General features: G+C 57.8%; 19 protein-coding genes and 2 pseudogenes. All 21 read left to right on the top strand.

Going from position 1 to position 16,846, the window contains the following annotated elements:
* Window positions 1–2: 2 nt before the first annotated feature.
* Window positions 3–731 carry a transglycosylase SLT domain-containing protein gene (locus tag AAER43_RS10825; RefSeq protein WP_117056490.1) on the top strand — a complete coding sequence of 243 codons (729 nt, stop codon included), beginning with the start codon at window positions 3–5 and terminating at the stop codon, window positions 729–731.
* Window positions 715–1,365, top strand: coding sequence for a hypothetical protein (locus AAER43_RS10820; RefSeq protein ID WP_342701926.1), 651 nt, complete (start codon window positions 715–717; stop codon window positions 1,363–1,365). Before AAER43_RS10825 ends, AAER43_RS10820 begins: the two co-directional genes overlap by 17 nt.
* The gene (locus AAER43_RS10815) at window positions 1,362–1,694 is read left to right on the top strand and encodes a hypothetical protein (protein ID WP_020803495.1); all 333 of its coding nucleotides are present in this window, start codon (window positions 1,362–1,364) and stop codon (window positions 1,692–1,694) included. Before AAER43_RS10820 ends, AAER43_RS10815 begins: the two co-directional genes overlap by 4 nt.
* Entirely contained in the window at window positions 1,687–1,998 is a 312-nt protein-coding gene (locus AAER43_RS10810) for a hypothetical protein (protein WP_006122433.1), read from the top strand. Before AAER43_RS10815 ends, AAER43_RS10810 begins: the two co-directional genes overlap by 8 nt.
* Entirely contained in the window at window positions 1,998–2,543 is a 546-nt protein-coding gene (locus AAER43_RS10805) for a DUF3486 family protein (RefSeq protein ID WP_000124057.1), read from the top strand. The genes AAER43_RS10810 and AAER43_RS10805 overlap by 1 nt, the downstream gene beginning before the upstream one ends.
* Entirely contained in the window at window positions 2,540–4,063 is a 1,524-nt protein-coding gene (locus AAER43_RS10800; protein WP_059329515.1) for a hypothetical protein, read from the top strand. The genes AAER43_RS10805 and AAER43_RS10800 overlap by 4 nt, the downstream gene beginning before the upstream one ends.
* Entirely contained in the window at window positions 4,063–5,559 is a 1,497-nt protein-coding gene (locus tag AAER43_RS10795; protein WP_006687283.1) for a DUF935 domain-containing protein, read from the top strand. Before AAER43_RS10800 ends, AAER43_RS10795 begins: the two co-directional genes overlap by 1 nt.
* Window positions 5,540–6,361: a phage minor head protein gene (locus AAER43_RS10790; protein ID WP_032438840.1), complete on the top strand. Its 822-nt coding sequence runs from the start codon at window positions 5,540–5,542 to the stop codon at window positions 6,359–6,361. The genes AAER43_RS10795 and AAER43_RS10790 overlap by 20 nt, the downstream gene beginning before the upstream one ends.
* A 2-nt stretch (window positions 6,362–6,363) precedes the next feature.
* The gene (locus AAER43_RS10785) at window positions 6,364–6,822 is read left to right on the top strand and encodes a phage virion morphogenesis protein (protein ID WP_032438841.1); all 459 of its coding nucleotides are present in this window, start codon (window positions 6,364–6,366) and stop codon (window positions 6,820–6,822) included.
* Window positions 6,823–7,036: 214 nt separating this feature from the next.
* Complete coding sequence (locus tag AAER43_RS10780) at window positions 7,037–8,134, top strand: hypothetical protein (RefSeq protein WP_032438842.1); 1,098 nt, start codon at window positions 7,037–7,039, stop codon at window positions 8,132–8,134.
* 13 nt (window positions 8,135–8,147) lie between these two features.
* Window positions 8,148–9,029 (top strand): annotated as a pseudogene (locus AAER43_RS10775) (hypothetical protein); the annotation flags it as partial.
* 36 nt (window positions 9,030–9,065) lie between these two features.
* A pseudogene (locus tag AAER43_RS10770) lies at window positions 9,066–10,109 on the top strand (phage tail sheath subtilisin-like domain-containing protein); the annotation flags it as partial.
* The gene (locus AAER43_RS10765; RefSeq protein WP_162837902.1) at window positions 10,106–10,630 is read left to right on the top strand and encodes a phage major tail tube protein; all 525 of its coding nucleotides are present in this window, start codon (window positions 10,106–10,108) and stop codon (window positions 10,628–10,630) included. The pseudogene AAER43_RS10770 and the gene AAER43_RS10765, both read left to right, overlap by 4 nt.
* Window positions 10,631–10,632: 2 nt before the next feature.
* A complete protein-coding gene (locus AAER43_RS10760; RefSeq protein WP_000215406.1) occupies window positions 10,633–10,914 on the top strand; it encodes a hypothetical protein in 282 nt (93 codons plus the stop codon).
* Window positions 10,915–11,012: 98 nt separating this feature from the next.
* On the top strand, window positions 11,013–11,327 hold the full coding sequence (locus AAER43_RS10755) for a phage tail assembly protein (RefSeq protein WP_000084225.1): 315 nt from the start codon (window positions 11,013–11,015) through the stop codon (window positions 11,325–11,327).
* Window positions 11,293–11,430 carry a GpE family phage tail protein gene (locus AAER43_RS10750; RefSeq protein ID WP_001148841.1) on the top strand — a complete coding sequence of 46 codons (138 nt, stop codon included), beginning with the start codon at window positions 11,293–11,295 and terminating at the stop codon, window positions 11,428–11,430. Before AAER43_RS10755 ends, AAER43_RS10750 begins: the two co-directional genes overlap by 35 nt.
* A 92-nt stretch (window positions 11,431–11,522) precedes the next feature.
* Window positions 11,523–13,988 carry a phage tail tape measure protein gene (locus tag AAER43_RS10745; protein ID WP_342701925.1) on the top strand — a complete coding sequence of 822 codons (2,466 nt, stop codon included), beginning with the start codon at window positions 11,523–11,525 and terminating at the stop codon, window positions 13,986–13,988.
* On the top strand, window positions 13,988–14,872 hold the full coding sequence (locus AAER43_RS10740; protein ID WP_165712795.1) for a phage tail protein: 885 nt from the start codon (window positions 13,988–13,990) through the stop codon (window positions 14,870–14,872). The genes AAER43_RS10745 and AAER43_RS10740 overlap by 1 nt, the downstream gene beginning before the upstream one ends.
* Complete coding sequence (locus tag AAER43_RS10735; RefSeq protein ID WP_168216494.1) at window positions 14,872–15,084, top strand: tail protein X; 213 nt, start codon at window positions 14,872–14,874, stop codon at window positions 15,082–15,084. Before AAER43_RS10740 ends, AAER43_RS10735 begins: the two co-directional genes overlap by 1 nt.
* A complete protein-coding gene (locus AAER43_RS10730; RefSeq protein ID WP_063617126.1) occupies window positions 15,072–16,244 on the top strand; it encodes a contractile injection system protein, VgrG/Pvc8 family in 1,173 nt (390 codons plus the stop codon). Before AAER43_RS10735 ends, AAER43_RS10730 begins: the two co-directional genes overlap by 13 nt.
* Complete coding sequence (locus AAER43_RS10725; RefSeq protein ID WP_063617127.1) at window positions 16,241–16,837, top strand: phage baseplate assembly protein V; 597 nt, start codon at window positions 16,241–16,243, stop codon at window positions 16,835–16,837. Before AAER43_RS10730 ends, AAER43_RS10725 begins: the two co-directional genes overlap by 4 nt.
* The last annotated feature ends 9 nt before the right edge of the window (window positions 16,838–16,846 follow it).

The raw sequence follows: 16,846 nt of genomic DNA, 5'->3' as shown, positions 1-16,846 counted from the left end.
CCATGAACTGGCCTCAAATCACCCTCATCATCCTGCTCGCCTTTGGTCTGGGCGTAACCGCCATCAAGCATGGCGAGCCACGCAACGATAAATACAGCTTCTGGTGGCAGCTCGCTGGCAACCTGGTTATTGCCTGGCTGCTCTGGTGTGGCGGTTTCTTCAGTCAGGCCCGCGCAGCGCAGCCACCGCAGGCTGCGCTGCAGTATCGCGACGATGTGATCCGTAATGCCCGGCTTGAATGGGGAATGTCAGCGCCGGTGGCCGACTTCGCCGCACAGCTGCATCAGGAAAGCGGCTGGCGACCTGATGCGGTCTCGCCGGTTGGCGCTCAGGGGCTGGCGCAGTTTATGCCCGCCACCGCTGACTGGATAAGTCAGCTGATGCCGGGGCTGAACAGCCGCGAGCCGTTTAATCCGGCATGGGCCATCCGGGCGCTGGTCAGCTACGACCGCTGGCTGTGGCAGCGCGTCAGCGCCGCCAACGGCTGCGAACGTATGGCCATGACGCTGTCCGGCTATAACGGCGGTCTGGGCTGGGTACAGCGGGACAAACGGCTGGCCTCACAGCAGGGACTGGACAGTGCCCGCTGGTTTGGCCATGTCGCCACGGTGAATGCCGGACGTAGCGCCGCCAACTGGCGGGAGAACCGCCACTATCCGCAGCGCATCCTGCGGGAGCTGGCTCCGCGCTATCTCACATGGGGAGGCAGCAGCTGTGTGGTACCTGGTTAAAAGATTGCCGTGGCGCGGCATGGTGCTGGCGCTTGTTCTGGTGGCTGCTCTTTATGGGCTGAACCGCTGGGGCTATCACGACGGTTCTGAGGACGCAAAACGTGACGGTGACGCAGCGCTCAGTCGGCTGCAGTCAGCGTTTGATACCTACAAAACCGAACAGACCACGCTTGAGAACGCAGCGCTGCGGGCCTGGGCAAAGCGGTATCAGGAGCAGGTTGCCGCAGGCCATCAGGCCGAAGCCAGTTACCTTGAGCAGATTGCTCAGCTTGAGAGCCAGAACAAACAACTACAGGGGCAAATTAACGATGTCACACAGCGCTGGATTGATGAAAAAGGTAAGAGCCATCCCATTGAGTGCGTGTTTACTCGCGGTTTCGTGCGCCAGTACAACGCCGCGCTCGGATATGACAACGCATCCGTCGACACCGGTCATTCAGACGCAACTGCCGCCGCTGGCACCGGCACTGGCGCAGCGTCCGGGCGACCTGAAACCGCTGACGCCTGGCTACGCGACTCAGGCGTCTCTCAGCGTGACGTCCTCGCCAACATCATCGACAACGCGAAGCAGTGCCGCAGCTGGCGCAGCCAGATAAACAGTCTGCTGGACGAACGGGAAGGATTACAGAAATGACGTTGCAGGTTGAATTCTGGACGGTGGTGGGTTTCCTCATCACCTTCATGAGCTTTGTCGGTGGCATAGCCAAATGGCTGTTCAGTAAAGCGGAAGAGCGTCAGGCGGCGCGGTTCGCCTCCCTTGAGCAGTCGCTGCAGCAGTCCGCCTCAAACTGGGGCGAGCTGGAAAAAGAATTTATGCGGTTTAAGGCGGATTTACCGCTGAACTACGTCCGCCGAGAGGATTATATCCGGGGCCAGACGGTCATCGAAGCCAAGCTGGACGCGCTCTACAACAAACTGGAACTGGTACAGCAGTACCGCCATACAGGAGGTCGTAATGGTTGATATCGCCCGCGTGCGCCGGGAGTCCCTGCGCTGGAGTCTGCTGGTTGCTCTGAACAAAACCCGCCCGTACACCGCCAGCGAGACGCTGCTGCTGGACGTGTCCCGCGCCATCTACCCGGACACCACACCGCTGGAACTGCGCCGTGAGCTGGATTATCTGGCTGATCGCAAAATGGTTGATCTGGAGAAAAAACCCTCCGGCGACTGGTTTGCCGACCTGACCCGCCTCGGTGTCGATCTGGTTGAGTACACCGTGGAATGCGGCCCCGGCATCGCCCGCCCGGAAAAGTACTGGAGTGAATGATGGCCAGACGCAGCACGATAGAAAAGCTGCCGGAAGACGTGCGTCGCTGGCTTGAGCGGGCGCTGACTGAATCCGGCTTCAGCGGGTATAACGAGCTGGAGTCCCTGCTGCGTGAGCAGGGTTATGTCATCAGCAAATCGGCTATCCATCGCTATGGCCAGAAGATTGAGCGCCGCTATGGCGCTATCCGTGCAGCCACTGAAGCGGCCCGGATGCTGACCGAAGGTGCGGCTGACGATCAGGATGCACGTTCGGAGGCGGTGATCGCCCTGATTCAGACCGAGCTGTTCGAGAGCATCGTCCAGCTGCAGGAAGCGGAAGAAGGCGAAGTCGACCCCAAAGAGCGCGTGGCGCTGTTGTCGAAGGTGGCAAAGAACGTGGCCACGCTGTCCCGCGCTTCCGTCAACCTCAAGAAGTTCCAGTCTGAAGTCCGGGCCAGAGCGCAGCAGGCGGCCAGCAACGCCGAGAAAATTGCCCGTAAGGGTGGACTGTCAACCGATGCGGTACAGGCGCTGCGTCGTGAAATTCTGGGGATTGCCTCATGAGCCAGCTTGCTCCTGTTTTGCCTGACACCTCGGCGCTGGATATCCCCGCCGTTCTGATGCCCTACCAGCAGCGCTGGGTGGCTGACACGTCTCCGCTCAAGGTGATTGAGAAGAGCCGCCGAACCGGTATCACCTGGGCTGAGGCGTCCGATGACGTGCTGACCGCAGCCTCTTCAGCCCCTGCGGGTGGGATGAACGTGTATTACATCGCCTATAACCAGGACATGACCGTCGAATATATCCAGGCGTGTGCGATGTGGGCGCGGGCATTCAACTATGCCGCCAGTGAAATCGAAGAGGGTTTCTGGGAAGAGGACGAAGACGACAAGCATATCAAGACCTACACCATCAAATTCCCTGACTCCGGCTTCCGCGTTGTCGCGCTCTCCAGCCGTCCGTCTAACCTGCGTGGCCGTCAGGGCATCATCGTTATCGACGAAGCGGCGTTCCATGAGCAACTGGACGAACTGCTGAAGGCGGCGCTGGCGATGCTTATCTGGGGCGGTAAAGTGCGCGTTATCTCCACCCATGACGGTGACGATAACCCGTTCAATACGCTTATCGGTGATATCCGGGCCGGGCGTCAGGGGGGCAGCGTACATCGCATTACTTTTCAGGAGGCTGTGTCCCAAGGGCTGTTCCACCGCGTCTGCCTGCGTACCGGGAAAGAATGGTCGGAAGCATCCGAGCAGGCGTGGATGGCATCGGTGTACAAATTCTACGGTGCCGGTGCATCGGAGGAGCTTGACTGTGTTCCGGCCAACGGTGGCGGAGCCTGGCTGTCCCGCGCCCTGATTGAGTCCCGTATGTCGGCTGGCACGCCGGTGTTGCGTCTGACCTGCCCGGAGGGTTACGAGCTGAAGCCCGATGATGTCCGCTGGAGCGAGACGCAGGAGTGGCTTGATACACATCTGAAACCGTTGCTGGAGGCGCTCCCCGCTGACGCACGTTCTTTCCTGGGTCGCGACTTTGGCCGCAGCGGTGACCTGTCGGTGGACTATCCCCTGCTGCAGGAGAAGAACCTGGTTCGCCGCGTGCCGTTCGTGCTGGAGCTGCGCAACGTGCCGTTCAAACAGCAGGAGCAAATCGCCTGGTACCTGATGGACGGCCTGCCAAACCTGATAGGCGCGGCGCTTGATGCCCGTGGTAACGGCTCTTACCTCGCCGAATACGCCATGCAGCGCTACGGCTCCAGCCGGGTTAAGCAGGTGATGCCAACTGAAAACTGGTATCGCGAGCATATGCCGCCGGTCAAGGCTGCGCTGGAAGATGGCAACCTGGTGGATTTACCGAAGGATGAAGATACGCTGGATGACCTGCGGGCCGTTCAGGTGGTAAACGGCGTTCCCCGCGTGCCGGAACAGCGCTCAAAAGCGAAGTCTGACAGTGGCAAGCGTCACGGGGATTCAGCCATCGCACTGGCGCTGGCGTACTTCGCCAGTCGTGAAATTAACAAAGGGCCGGTGAAGGCAAGCTCACGCCGTCGTCGTCAGGCGGCCCGTATGCTGGAGGATTACTGATGGCCCGTGGACTCTGGGTTTCACCCAGTGAGTTCGTCAAATTTGCCGAACCTAATAAAACACTGACGGAGCAGATCGCCTCGCGCAGCCGTTCCATCGACTTCTTCGGGTTGGGGATGTACCTGCCTAACCCTGACCCCATTCTGAAATCTCAGGGCCGGGATATCCGCATCTATCGCGAGCTGCGTACCGACCCGCTGGTCGGTGGCTGCATCCGCAGGCGTAAGGCGGCGGTCAAATCGCTGGAGCGCGGTCTTGAACGTGGTCATGCCCCGGCGCGGGTATTCAGCTTCATCCGGGATATGCTCGACGATCTGGATCTGTCCCGCATCATCGGCGAGATGACCGACGCCGTTCTCTACGGGTATCAGCCCTGTGAGATCATGTGGGGACGCTCTGTTAAATCCTGGGCCATTGCCGATATCGTAGGTAAACCCCCTGAGTGGTTCCAGTTCGACAACGACAACCTGCTGCGCTTTCGCGCCAAGGACGCCGGGCTGGAAGGCGAGCCGGTACCGCTGAACAAGTTTGTGGTACCGCGTCAGGACGCGACCTACGATAACCCGTATGGCTTCCCTGACCTGTCGATGTGCTTCTGGCCCGTGACCTTCAAAAAAGGCGGCATGAAGTTCTGGGTGCGCTTTGCCGAGAAATATGGCTCACCGTGGGTTATCGGCAAGCATCCGCGCGGTACCGCTCAGGGTGAGATTGACCTGCTGCTGGATTCCATGGAGGCAATGGTGGAAGACGCGGTGGCCGCTATCCCCGACGATTCCTCCATTGAAATTAAGGAGGCCGCAGGCAAGGCCGACAGCAGCGATATTTATCAGAACCTGATCACGCTTGCCCGCAGTGAAATCTCCATCGCCCTGCTGGGGCAGAACCAGACCACCGAGGCCAACAGTAACCGCGCCTCCGCGCAGGCCGGACTGGAAGTCACCGATGATATCCGTGACGCTGACGCTGATATCGTGGAAAGCGCGGTGAATCAGGCCATCAGGATGGCGGTATCAATGAACTTTGGCGATGTGGCCAGCCCCGTCTGGAAGATGTGGGAACAGGGAACGGTCGACGATACCCAGGCAACCCGCGACGAGAAACTCAGCCGTGCCGGTGTGGTCTTCACCCCGCAATACTTCAAGCGTGAGTACCAGCTGCAGGACGGTGATATTGACGAGACACCACCGTCAGAACGCCAGAAGAACATGCTGCCGCTGTCATTTGCCGAGGCGATTGATGCCGATATTCAGGCACAGCAGGCCCTGGACGACGCGCTGGATATTCTGATGAACGGAGGCGCGTTAAATGGCACGCTGGAACCCGTACTGGCTCCTCTGTTTAAGCGGGTTGAAGATGGCGTCAATCCGTCTGAGCTGCTGGGCGAACTGGCCGAGCTGTACCCGCAGATGAACGCTGAAGACCTGCAGGAACGGCTGGCACGGATTATGTTTGTTGCAACTGTCTGGGGGCGTCTGCATGAGCGTGACAACGGCTGAACTGGCGTACTGCATGACGCTGCCCCCCAAACGGGCTATCAGTTACCTGAAGTCCAAAGGGTATAGCTTCACGTGGGACTGGGAGGAGATGTGGCAGGATGCCCATGCCCGCGCCTTTACCGTCGCCAAAGTGACCCGCCTTGATATCCTGGAAGATATTCGCGGGGCACTGCAGCAGGCTGTCGATGAAGGAAAAACAGGCCGCTGGTTCCGGCAGGAGCTGGAGCCGGAGCTGCAGCGCAAGGGATGGTGGGGGCCACGTGATACCACCGACCCGGTAACGGGCGAGCCGGTCACCATCCAGCAGGGCAGCCCGTGGCGGCTCGACACCATCTTTCGCACCAATATGTCCGTACTCTACAGCGCCGGTCGCTGGGCCGAGCAGATGGAGAACGTCGACGACAGGCCGTACTGGATGTATACCGGCATCAACGACAGCCATACCCGCAAGAGCCATCTGGCGCTGCATGGTCTGGTGCTGCGCTATGATGACCCGTTCTGGCAGGCGTTCTACCCGCCGAACGGCTGGCGCTGCCGTTGTGGCGTGATTGCCCTGAGCGCGGCGGATGTGCGTGCCCGTGGCCTGAAGGTGTCAGGTTCTGGCTCAGCCATGGGATGGGAGCTGAAGCTGGTCTCAGAGAAAACAGGCGAGATGCAGAATGTCGCTACCTTCAATACCGGCACCACGAAGGTGGCCACCGACGTCGGCTGGTCTTATGCGCCGGGGGCTGCATACCGTCCCGACCTTGCCCGCTATCAGGGTACGCTTCAACCGCTGGCACAGCAGGAACTGAGAGGATAACGATGGCTTCCGATAACCTGGTCAATGTCACCATTAACGATGAATCCCTGCGCCGGAGCCTCCGTGCGCTGGATCTGGCTGCCACAGACCTGGAACCCGCGATGCGCAAAATCGCCGGAACCCTGCTGGCGGAAACGCAGTTTAACTTTCTCGATGAGGGGCGTCCGGGGTGGACTCCCTCGCTGGCAGCGCAGGAGCGCGACGGGCAAACACTGCAGGATACCGGGCGTCTGATGGGGTCAGTATCAACCGATCATGATGACCGGCAGGCTGCTGTCGGCACTAACGTTGTTTACGGCGCTATTCACCAGTGTGGGGGTAAAACGGGGCGTAATGAGTCCGTCGAACTTCCGGCCCGTCCTTTCCTGCCGCTGACGGGGGACGGTGAACTGCAGCCTGAAGTGGTTGTCCCCATCCTCGATACGATTGTCCGCCATCTTGAAGCAGCGGCCCGTCGCTGAGTTTTGTCTCTACAGGCGGGTGATTTATCATTGCCAGCCGCTGAGGGGCTGTATTACCTTTATAAAGGCTTTACAGCCCCCGCTTTGCACCACTATTCGCCTGCAGCGTGACATTCCCCGTACTGATACCCCCGATTTTTTCTAAAGCAGATTAAAAGCGCCGCTGACGCTTTTTCCACAGACTGTCCCCGACAACGTAACGCGGGACAGCAAAATGCCAGCCATTCACATTTTTAAAGCCGGTACTCATACCGATATGCACGGCACGAAACTGCCGTTCACGCAAAGCGATCTTGCCGCCTGCGTGAAAGCCTATGACCCGTCCGTCCATGAAGCACCACTCGTTATTGGCCACCCAAAAACGGAAGACCCGGCGTGGGGCTGGGTGAAGTCCCTGTCGCTTAACGGCGGCGATCTGCTGGCAGAGCCTGACCAGCTCGACCCGCAGTTTGCCGAACTGGTGGGCAACGGACGCTTCAAGAAGGTCTCCGCCTCGTTCTATCTCCCTGACTCACCGAACAACCCGAAGCCCGGCACGCTTTACCTGCGTCATGTCGGCTTTCTGGGGGCGCAGCCACCTTCCATTAAGGGGCTGAAGCAGGTTTCGTTTGGTGAGAAAGAAGAAGGCGTCGTGGAGTTTGCCGACTGGAGTGATATCACCAATGCCTCTTTATGGGGCCGTCTGCGCGATTTTCTGATTGCTCAGTTCGGGCTGGACGAGACCGATAAGGTGCTTCCTTCATGGCAGGTGGACTCCCTGCGTGAAGAGGCTTACCGCGACACCGGGAAGTCTGAACCGGACTTCAGTGAGCACAATCCCAACCCTCAACAAGAGAACAGCACCATGACTGAAGAAGAAATCAAAGCGCTTCAGGCGGAAAACACACGTCTGAAAGCGGAAGCCACCCAGCGGGCAGAACAGGAAGCGAAGAGCAAGCAGGACAAACTGCACGCGGAGAACGTCTCCTTTGCCGAGAAGCTGGTTGGCGATGGCCGCCTGGCCCCCAAAGCGAAGTCGGTAGTCGTGGCCATCCTGGACGCGGTTTCTGCAGGTGACAAGCCGGTTGAGTTTGCTGAAGGCGATACCCGCACCCCGCTGGCCACGGCGTTTAAGACGCTGCTGGACAGCACTGATCCGGTACTGAATTTCAGTGAGCACGCGACCAAAGACCGCGTGAACACGGATATCAAAACGACGTCAGCGGAGTTTGCTGAAGCCGACCCGGAACGTCTGGCGCTGCATCAGAAAGCGCTGGAACTGTCGAAAAAAGAAGGCATCAGCTACGACGCTGCTGTCTCCCGCTGCCTGTAATTAAGGAGAGAACATGTCTGACTATTTAAAGGGTAAGCGCGTCGTTGACCCGGTGCTGACCAGCATCGCACGCGGTTATAAAAATGCCGCGTTCATCGGCGAACGCATCTTCCCCATTGTCCTTACCGATAAGGAAGGTGTGACCGTGCCGACCTTCGGTAAATCCGCTTTTGTGGAGTACGACACCGAGCGTGCCGTGGGGGCTGACAGTAACGTTCTGGTGCGCGAGAAAACCGGCAAGCTGGACCTGGTTCTCAACGAGCACGATCTGGCTGCGCCGGTGGACTATCGCGAGCAGGCGGAGTCGATGTTCAACGAAGAGGCCAAAGCCATTCGCCGTGTGACGAGCGGCGTCAACCTGAAGCGCGAACTGTATGCGGCCCGTCTGGCCCAGGACAAAAACGTCTATCGCGCGGCTAACGTCAAAGCGCTGGCTGCGGCTGACCGCTGGGGCGGTGGCAAGGGTGACCCGATTGGCATCATTGAAGGCGGGATCGAAGCGGTGCGTAACGCCACCGGCCTGCGTCCGAACCTGATGACCATGGGGGCCAGCGTGATGTCGCTGCTGAAGTTCCACCCGGCGATTCAGGCCGCGATTGGTGCCAACGAGCGCAAGCGTATCACCATCGAAATTCTGAAAGACCTTTTCCAGCTGGAAGATGTGGCGATCGGCGAGCCGGTCTCCATGGCCTCCATGAAAGACGCGCAGAACAAGGACAAAGTCCCGACCGATATCTGGGGTGACAACCTGATGCTGCATTACGTTGGCAAACCGCAACCAGGCACCGACAGCGCCGACGAAAACGAGCCGTCATTCGGTTACACCCTGCGCCGTAAAGGGATGCCGGTGGCGGATAAATACGACGGTGTCGGCGGCAAAGTGAAGTACTGCCGTCAGCTGGTACTGAAACCGGACAGCGATGGCCAGCCTTATGTGGAAGGTCAGGACTACTCGCTTGATGCACAGACCGGAGTGATTACCAACCTTGGTAAGAGCATTGCCGCAGATGCAACGGTGAAGGCCAGCTATAACTATGCTGATCCAACTAAAGTCACCCCGGCTGATATCATCGGTGCCGTTAACGCTGCGGGCAACCGTACCGGCATGAAGCTGCTTAACGACAGCTTCAACCTGTTTGGCTACTTCGCAAAAATACTGATTGCCCCGGTCTTCTGCACCCAGAACAGCGTCTCGGTTGAGCTTATCGCCATGGCTGAGAAGCTGGGCGCGGTGACCTACATCGACGCGCCGATTGGTACCACTTTTGCGCAGGCTCTGGCGGGGCGTGGCCCGGAAGGCACCATTAACTTCAACACCAGCTCCGACCGCGTCCGTCTGTGCTACCCGCACGTCAAGGTGTACGACGCGGCCACCAACAGCGAACGGCTGGAGCCGCTGAGCCAGCGTGCTGCAGGTCTGCGTGCCAAAGTCGACCTGGACAAGGGCTACTGGTGGTCGTCCTCCAACCAGGAAATTCTGGGTATCACCGGCGTGGAGCGCCAGCTGTCGGCAATGATTGACGACCCGCAGAGCGAGGTGAACCTGCTCAACGAACAGGGCATCACCACGGTCTTCAGCAGCTACGGCAGCGGCCTGCGTCTGTGGGGCAACCGTATGGCGGCATGGCCAACGGTCACCCATATGCGCAACTTTGAGAACGTTCGCCGTACCGGTGATGTGATCAACGAGTCCCTGCGTTACTTCAGCCAGCAGTACATCGACATGCCGATTACCCAGGCGCTGATTGATGCGCTGACGGAGTCGGTCAACGCCTACGGTCGCAAGCTGATTGGCGACGGTGCGCTGCTGGGCTTCAGCTGCTGGTTTGATCCGGCCCGCAACGAAGAGACGGAGCTTGCCGCCGGTCACCTGTTGCTGAGCTACAAATACACGCCACCACCACCGCTGGAGCGACTGACGTTTGAGACCGAGATCACCTCGGAATATCTGTTAACCCTGAAGGGGAATAGCTGATGGCAAAGATTGAGATCAACCGCATCACGAATGCCAACATCTACCTGGATGGCGCTAACCTGCTGGGCCGGGCCGAGGAGGTCAAACTCCCGGACGTCTCCATGACCATGCAGGAGCATAAGGCGCTGGGGATGGTGGGCAAAGTGGAACTCCCGGCAGGCTTCGACAAGCTGGAGGGTGAGATCAAGTGGAACAGCTTTTACCGCGACGCGATGCTGTCTGCTGCGAACCCGTATAAGTCGCTGGCGCTGCAGTGCCGTTCCAGCGTCCAGCGCTACAGTTCGCAGGGGCTGATTGACGAAATCCCGCTGGTCACATTCCTGACGATCATGTTCAAGAAGAACCCGCTGGGGACGTTCAAACAGCACGAGAACGCCGAGTTCTCTAGCAGCTTCACCTGCACGTACATCAAGCAGGTACTGGATGGTGAAGAGCTGCTGGAGCTGGACTATCTGGCCAACATCTTCCGAGTCGGCGGCGTTGACCAGTTGACTGACTACCGCATCAATATCGGGGGCTGACGGTGACCGTCGAGATTGAAGATAAAGGCGGGAACTGTGGTTCGATTGGCATGGGAAATGGTACGTGGTTTACCATCCTTGATATTCCGGGGGTGGAAAACCTTTTTAATACCCAGAAAACCAATGACCCGATTGACTGCACCCGCTCTAAAGCACGGAAGCTCGCTGACCTGATTGAGGCATGGGAGCCACCTGACCACTGGTTCACCGGCATCGGCAAATCTGAAGGAAAGGCGCTTCTTATCGCCTTCCTGCGTAACTGCAAAGGCTTTCGCACTCACTGATATCACAGGGGCTTCGGCCCCTTTCTTCTTAATCCCCTTTAATATCCGTCACGTCCACCTCCAGACATACTGCTCTGAACTTACACAGGAGCACGATCATGTCACAGACCCAATCCGATACTTTTAAGCTGTCTTACCCCTTCACCACCGCAGCAGGCACCAGAGTTGAGCAGGTTGAACTGAAACGCCTGACGGTCAAAGACCTGAAGCAGGTGCGCAAAATCAGTAAAGACCCGGCTGACTGGGACGAGCCGCTCATTGCCCGTAGCACCGGTATTCTCCCCGAAGACCTCGATAACATGGATCTTGCCGATTACATGGAGCTGCAGAAACGATTTCAGCAAGTCACTGGGCTGGGCAAGAGCGACGAAAACGCTGATGCAGGCGCAGGGGCTGCTGGCGAGGTGGTTTAGATTTCAGCCGGGGGAGATTGATGCCCTCGATACTGACGATCTGGAGATGTGGCTGGAGCAGGCTGAAGAGCAAATCAAAAGCGAGTTCGGCGACAATCAGTAACGACTCATCACTTAACAGCCGCCCCTCGCGGCTGTTCTGCATGGCTCTCAGACATTTTCCTTCCGTTTTTCCGCTTTCAGAGGATAACAACCGTGGCCAGTGAATTTTCAGTCGGCGTCATTATTGGCGGCATTGTCGGGAGCAGCTTCCGCTCAGCCGTCAGTGGCACCCGACGCGCCCTAGATTCCCTGGGCGATACATCGCGCCGCCTGCAGGAACGCCAGAATGCCTTAACTCGTGCAACTGAACGTTATGGCCAGTTAGGCTCTTCCCGGATGCAGCGCCTCAACAGCGACCTGCTGCGGGTAAGCCGCACAATGGAGCAAATTGAGCGCCAGCAGCGCCGTTTGTCAGCAGTATCAACCACCAGTGACGCGCTGAAAGCTAACCGCATGGCGCTCTATGGCCAGGGAGCAGAAACCTATGCCATCGGCAGAACACTGGGCGCACCGGTCATGGCCTCGGTCAAACAATATGCCTCGTTTGAATCACAGTTGCGGGATATCAGTGTCACCGGCGATCTGGATGCAAAACAGGAACGTGCGATTGGCTTGGCTATCAGGCAGGCCTCGCTGAAGATTAACCAACTGCAGGAGTCTCTTATGGGTGGAGTCGGACAGTTGGTTGCTGATGGTATGGCTCCTGAACAGGCAGCAACATTTGCTGAGATGCTTGGGAAGACAGCTACAGCAACTAAGGCCGATATGACCGATCTCGCCAAAATGACTTATGCCTTCAGCGATGCGCTCAAAATTACTGACGCTAAAGAACTGGAGCAGGCATTTGGTATGGCTGCTACCGGTGCAAAACTCGGCTCGTTTGAGCTAAAAGACATGGCGAAGGCTCTGCCGGGGATGACGAAAGCATTTGCGGCGCGTGGCATTACCGGGAAAGAAGCGATCATGGAGATCGTTTCCAGTTTGGAAGTCGGCAAAGGTAGCGGCTCTGCAGAAGAAGCCGTCACTAATATGTCCAACTGGCTGGCGGCTATGGGGCGAAACGATACCATTCAGAAATATGCCAAGGCCGGGATTAATTATCAGAAATCCATGCAGAACCTAGTAGCGCAAGGATTCTCGCAGTATGAGTCCTCACTAATGATTGCCAACGCTTTTATTGACGACAAAGGTAAGGCGTTTGTTCAGCAATGGGAGAAAGCTGGTGCCGTTGGTGATCGGGAAGGCCAGCAGAAGCTAATGGAGTCCTTTGGTCTGGCAGAAGTCTTCACTGATATCCAGACCGTTAACCATTTACTGTCTATGCGTCAGGGCTGGGATAAATATCTTTCCAATAAGCAGGAAATGAAAAGCCCTACAGCCCAAAATACGTTGAGCACTGATTTTACAAAGCAAAATGATACTCTTGAGGCACGTTGGCGCAGAACCCAGGTTGGGTTTAACGAGGCAGCCATCAGCATTGGTGAATCACTACGACCAGCCCTAATTCAACTGGGCGAGACGTTTATTCCTTTAATGGACAGCGTCGGCAAATGGATAGCCGCAAATCCGCAACTTGTTAGTGGCACCATAAAGGTTGTGGGAGCATTACTCGCTTTCAAGATGGCCACTATCGGTCTCAAGCTGGGGCTGAATCTCCTTATTTCTCCCTTTGTTAACGTCTGGAAAAATGCCGTGCTCCTGCGGGCCACCTGGCTTCGCCTGACGCTCGCGCTGGGTGAAGGCGGCAAACTCCGCTGGCTGGTGACCGGCTTCAGCGCTGTCGCCAGAGGTGCCAGAACTCTGGGGGGCGTGCTGTCAGGTGGGCTGGTTCGCGGCATTATGATCGCCGGACGTGCCGTTCTCTGGATTGGCAGGGCGCTGCTGATGAATCCCATTGGTCTCGCCATCACCGCTGTCGCGGCAGCGGCTTACCTTATCTACCGCAACTGGGGAGCGGTCAGCGGCTGGTTTAAGCAGCGCTGGGCTGACATTAAAGAGGCTTTTAACGGCGGTATCGTGGGGATTGGTAAGCTGCTGATTAACTGGTCGCCGGTTGGTCTGCTCTATAAAGCCTTTGCGGCTGCGCTGAAATATCTCGGCGTTGATCTGCCCGCGAAGTTCACTGACTTCGGTGGCCATCTTATCGACGGGCTGATAAACGGCATCAAAAACAAATGGGAGTCGCTCAAAACCACCGTAACCGATATGGGCGACAGTGTTGGCGGCTGGTTTAAGGAAAAGCTGGGTATTCATTCGCCGAGCCGCGTGTTTATAGGCTTTGGTGACAACATCGCGCAGGGGGCCGCTATCGGACTGCAGCGTACAACACCACTGGCCGCACTGGCGGGTCAGCGCCTGGCCACCGAAATGACACCGGATGTTCCCCGAATCCCGTCGCCGGAAATCATGGCGGCGGGTTATTCAGGTCGTGGCGCGGCAACTGCCGGTGGCGGAACCTCTGGTGGTATTCAGGTCAGCTTTAATCCCCAGTTTTACCTCAATGGCAAAGAGACTGCCGCACCTGCCGGATTGTCCGGTGCACTGAATATGAGCCTGCATGAACTGGAGAAAATGCTGGAGCGCCTTATGGCTCAGAAACAACGTCGGGGGTACGAATAATGTTTGCAGTACTGGGTGATATTGAGTTTGAGCTGATTACCTACTGGGACGGCTTCGAGGCCACATTCGGCGTCGATTATGCTGAACATGCCAGAATCGAAGGCAAGCCCGGCCTGCAGTTCGTCGGCGATAAGCTGGACGAAATCCAGATAAGCCTGGTATTCCATCAGCATTATTGTGTGCCCGACGTCGAGCTGGCACGCCTGCGAACGGCCATGAAAGCCCATCAGGCGCTGGCGCTGGTCTTCGGGAATGGTGACTATCGTGGCTGGTTCGTCATTACCGACGTGACCGCGACCAGCGAACAGACCGACAGCACCGGCAACGTGCTGGCCGTCAACGCCACTGCATCGCTGCGGGAGTACATCGGTGACCCGAAGAACCCGCTGCAGCCACCAGCAATACGCACGCAGGTTCCCGGCGTCGGGGCGGTTTCGGGTGCCGTTCCTTCACCTTCAGGGGTGGCGCAGTACGTCCGCGACGGTGTCAATTATGCCAAACAGGCGCAGTCCGTTCTCCAGACCACCATCAGCGCCGTTCGGGTCGCACAGAAGATGAAGGATAACCCAGCTGTCGCGCTGACCCGCGTACCGGGGCTGATGAGCGGTCTGGGCAACGTGTCCGGGGCGCTGGGTCAGAGCGTTCCGGCATTTAATGCGCTCTCCGAATCCATGCCCGAAGCCATCAGTCTGGCCAGAGCCACCAGTGATGCGGCCACATATGTGCAACAGGCGCAGTCTTCGCTGAGCGGCGTTGACGGCAGCAATATCGCAGCGTCGCTTGATGCCGTCTCTGGTCAGCTGAATTCAGCCAGCACTACCTTCACCCGCATGTCGCCGGGGTTAAGCACCATGGCCGCCAAAATTCTGGCGAGGAGTGTGTGATGTTTCTTGAACATGTCACCCGTGACGGAGAGCGCTGGGACGCTCTCGCATGGCAGTACTATGGTGACCCGCTGGGTTATCCCCGGATTATCGCCGCTAACCCGCATGTGGCCATCACGCCAGTGCTGCCCTCCGGGTTGTTGTTATTGATTCCGGTTATCGAGGCTACCGATGCCAGTACAGAAGAGGATATTGCCCCATGGCTGAGGTAAACAACACCACACAGGCCGCATCAGCGTTGACCGGCATCAGCGACGTTCTGAGTCCGGTATTCACCCTGTGGTATCTGCAGAAGAACATCACTAACGATATCGCACCTTATGTCACCCGCGTGACCTACAGCGATAACATCAAAAGCGAGTCCGATACCATTGAGGTGGAGCTGGACGACACCGATGGTCGCTGGCTGGATAAGTGGTATCCGGGCAAGGGTGACACGCTGACGCTGAAGATGGGCTATCAGGGCGAGAAACTGCTGTCCTGCGGTACGTTCTCGATAGACGAGATAGAGGTCAGTTCGCCCGCGTCCGTTGTCGCCATTCGGGGCGTGGCCACGTCGGTTAATAACGCCTTACGGACTAAATCCAGTCGCGGTTTTGAGAGCACCACGCTGGCAGCCATTGCCGGGCGTATCGCCAAAAAGCATCAGCTGAAGCTGGTTGGCAGCATTGAATCCATCAAAATTGACCGCGTAACGCAGTACGCTGAAACGGACGTAGGCTTCCTGCGGCGGCTGGCCAGTGAGTATGGCTATGCGGTGAAGGTCGTCAGTGACCAGCTGATTTTCTCCCATCTGGCCACGCTTCGTGGTCAGGAGCCGGTTAAGCAACTGAAACCGCAGGATGTGGCCCGCTTTTCCCTGCGCGACACCATCAACCGGGTCTACAAGTCCGCGAAGGTAAAACACCAGAAGAGCAGCAGCAAAAAGCTGATCGTCTACGAGGCTGACGGTGGCACCAGCGAAAGCGAAAAACAGGCCAAAGGCGGCAAGGTCACGAGCGCCGACTCACTGAAGGTCAACAGCCGCGTCAGTGACCCTGACAGCGCAAAAATCAAGGCGGACTCCGCGCTGGCCAGCCATAACGAATATCAGCAGAGCGGCTCCCTGACGTTAATGGGCACGCCACAGCTGACGGCGGGCAACAAAATTGAACTGGTGGGTTTTGGCCAGTTATCCGGGCCATGGCTGATAACCACAGCCCGACACGCTTTTGACCGCAACAGCGGTTATGTGACAGAACTGGACGTGGCGCGGGGGCCGGTGACTCAGGGCAAGGCGAAAAAAGGCAACAAGACCGGTAAGACCCAGACGCTGACCGTCTACAAACCGGACGGCAGTACCTCAACGGTAATAAAGGAGAAGAAAAAATGACGGGTGTAACTCTGCAGACCGGAACAATCAGCGCTGTCGATGCTGATGGAGTGAAAGCCCGCGTCCGGTTGCCGGAGTGCGACAATATGCGCACCAACTGGCTTGACGTCCTGCAGCGCAATACCCAGAGCAACAAAGACTACTGGCTCCCGGATGTGGGTGAACAGGTCAAAGTGCTGCTGGACGAAAATGGTGAGGATGGCGTTATTCTCGGCGCAGTCTATTCAGACGTCGATAAGCCGCCATTCGGCAACAAAGACGTTCGCGGTACAACATTCAGCGACGGGGCCGAGTTCAGCTATAACCGCGCTTCGCACACGCTCACCATCCGGGGTGGCATCGAGCATATGGTGATTGAATGCAGCGCTGACGTGACGGTGAAAACTCAGAAAGCCACGATAGATGCCCCTGAGACCGAAATCACCGGCAACCTTCTGGTCGGAGGTAAACTGACCTATGAAGGCGGTATGGCAGGCTCTGGTGGCGAAGGTGCTGCCGCGACAATTCAGGGTAATGTCGAGATTAAAGGGAACGCCCACTCAACCGGTAGCATGCTGTCAGACGGCGATAACTCCAACCACCACTCCCACTGAATCTTCTTA

Source organism: Enterobacter sp. FUJ80071 (genome assembly GCF_038739915.1).
GTDB lineage: Bacteria > Pseudomonadota > Gammaproteobacteria > Enterobacterales > Enterobacteriaceae > Enterobacter > Enterobacter kobei.
This window is presented reverse-complemented; position numbering and strand designations above follow the sequence as displayed.

Excerpts from the sequence above, each read along its gene's own strand:
- AAER43_RS10825 (WP_117056490.1), top strand. The coding sequence starts at position 3 with ATGAACTGGCCTCAAATCACCCTCATCATCCTGCTCGCCTTTGGTCTG.
- AAER43_RS10815 (WP_020803495.1), top strand. The coding sequence starts at position 1,362 with ATGACGTTGCAGGTTGAATTCTGGACGGTGGTGGGTTTCCTCATCACC.
- AAER43_RS10810 (WP_006122433.1), top strand. The coding sequence starts at position 1,687 with ATGGTTGATATCGCCCGCGTGCGCCGGGAGTCCCTGCGCTGGAGTCTG.
- AAER43_RS10805 (WP_000124057.1), top strand. The coding sequence starts at position 1,998 with ATGGCCAGACGCAGCACGATAGAAAAGCTGCCGGAAGACGTGCGTCGC.
- AAER43_RS10800 (WP_059329515.1), top strand. The coding sequence starts at position 2,540 with ATGAGCCAGCTTGCTCCTGTTTTGCCTGACACCTCGGCGCTGGATATC.
- AAER43_RS10795 (WP_006687283.1), top strand. The coding sequence starts at position 4,063 with ATGGCCCGTGGACTCTGGGTTTCACCCAGTGAGTTCGTCAAATTTGCC.
- AAER43_RS10790 (WP_032438840.1), top strand. The coding sequence starts at position 5,540 with ATGAGCGTGACAACGGCTGAACTGGCGTACTGCATGACGCTGCCCCCC.
- AAER43_RS10785 (WP_032438841.1), top strand. The coding sequence starts at position 6,364 with ATGGCTTCCGATAACCTGGTCAATGTCACCATTAACGATGAATCCCTG.
- AAER43_RS10780 (WP_032438842.1), top strand. The coding sequence starts at position 7,037 with ATGCCAGCCATTCACATTTTTAAAGCCGGTACTCATACCGATATGCAC.
- AAER43_RS10755 (WP_000084225.1), top strand. The coding sequence starts at position 11,013 with ATGTCACAGACCCAATCCGATACTTTTAAGCTGTCTTACCCCTTCACC.
- AAER43_RS10750 (WP_001148841.1), top strand. The coding sequence starts at position 11,293 with ATGCAGGCGCAGGGGCTGCTGGCGAGGTGGTTTAGATTTCAGCCGGGG.
- AAER43_RS10740 (WP_165712795.1), top strand. The coding sequence starts at position 13,988 with ATGTTTGCAGTACTGGGTGATATTGAGTTTGAGCTGATTACCTACTGG.
- AAER43_RS10735 (WP_168216494.1), top strand. The coding sequence starts at position 14,872 with ATGTTTCTTGAACATGTCACCCGTGACGGAGAGCGCTGGGACGCTCTC.
- AAER43_RS10730 (WP_063617126.1), top strand. The coding sequence starts at position 15,072 with ATGGCTGAGGTAAACAACACCACACAGGCCGCATCAGCGTTGACCGGC.
- AAER43_RS10725 (WP_063617127.1), top strand. The coding sequence starts at position 16,241 with ATGACGGGTGTAACTCTGCAGACCGGAACAATCAGCGCTGTCGATGCT.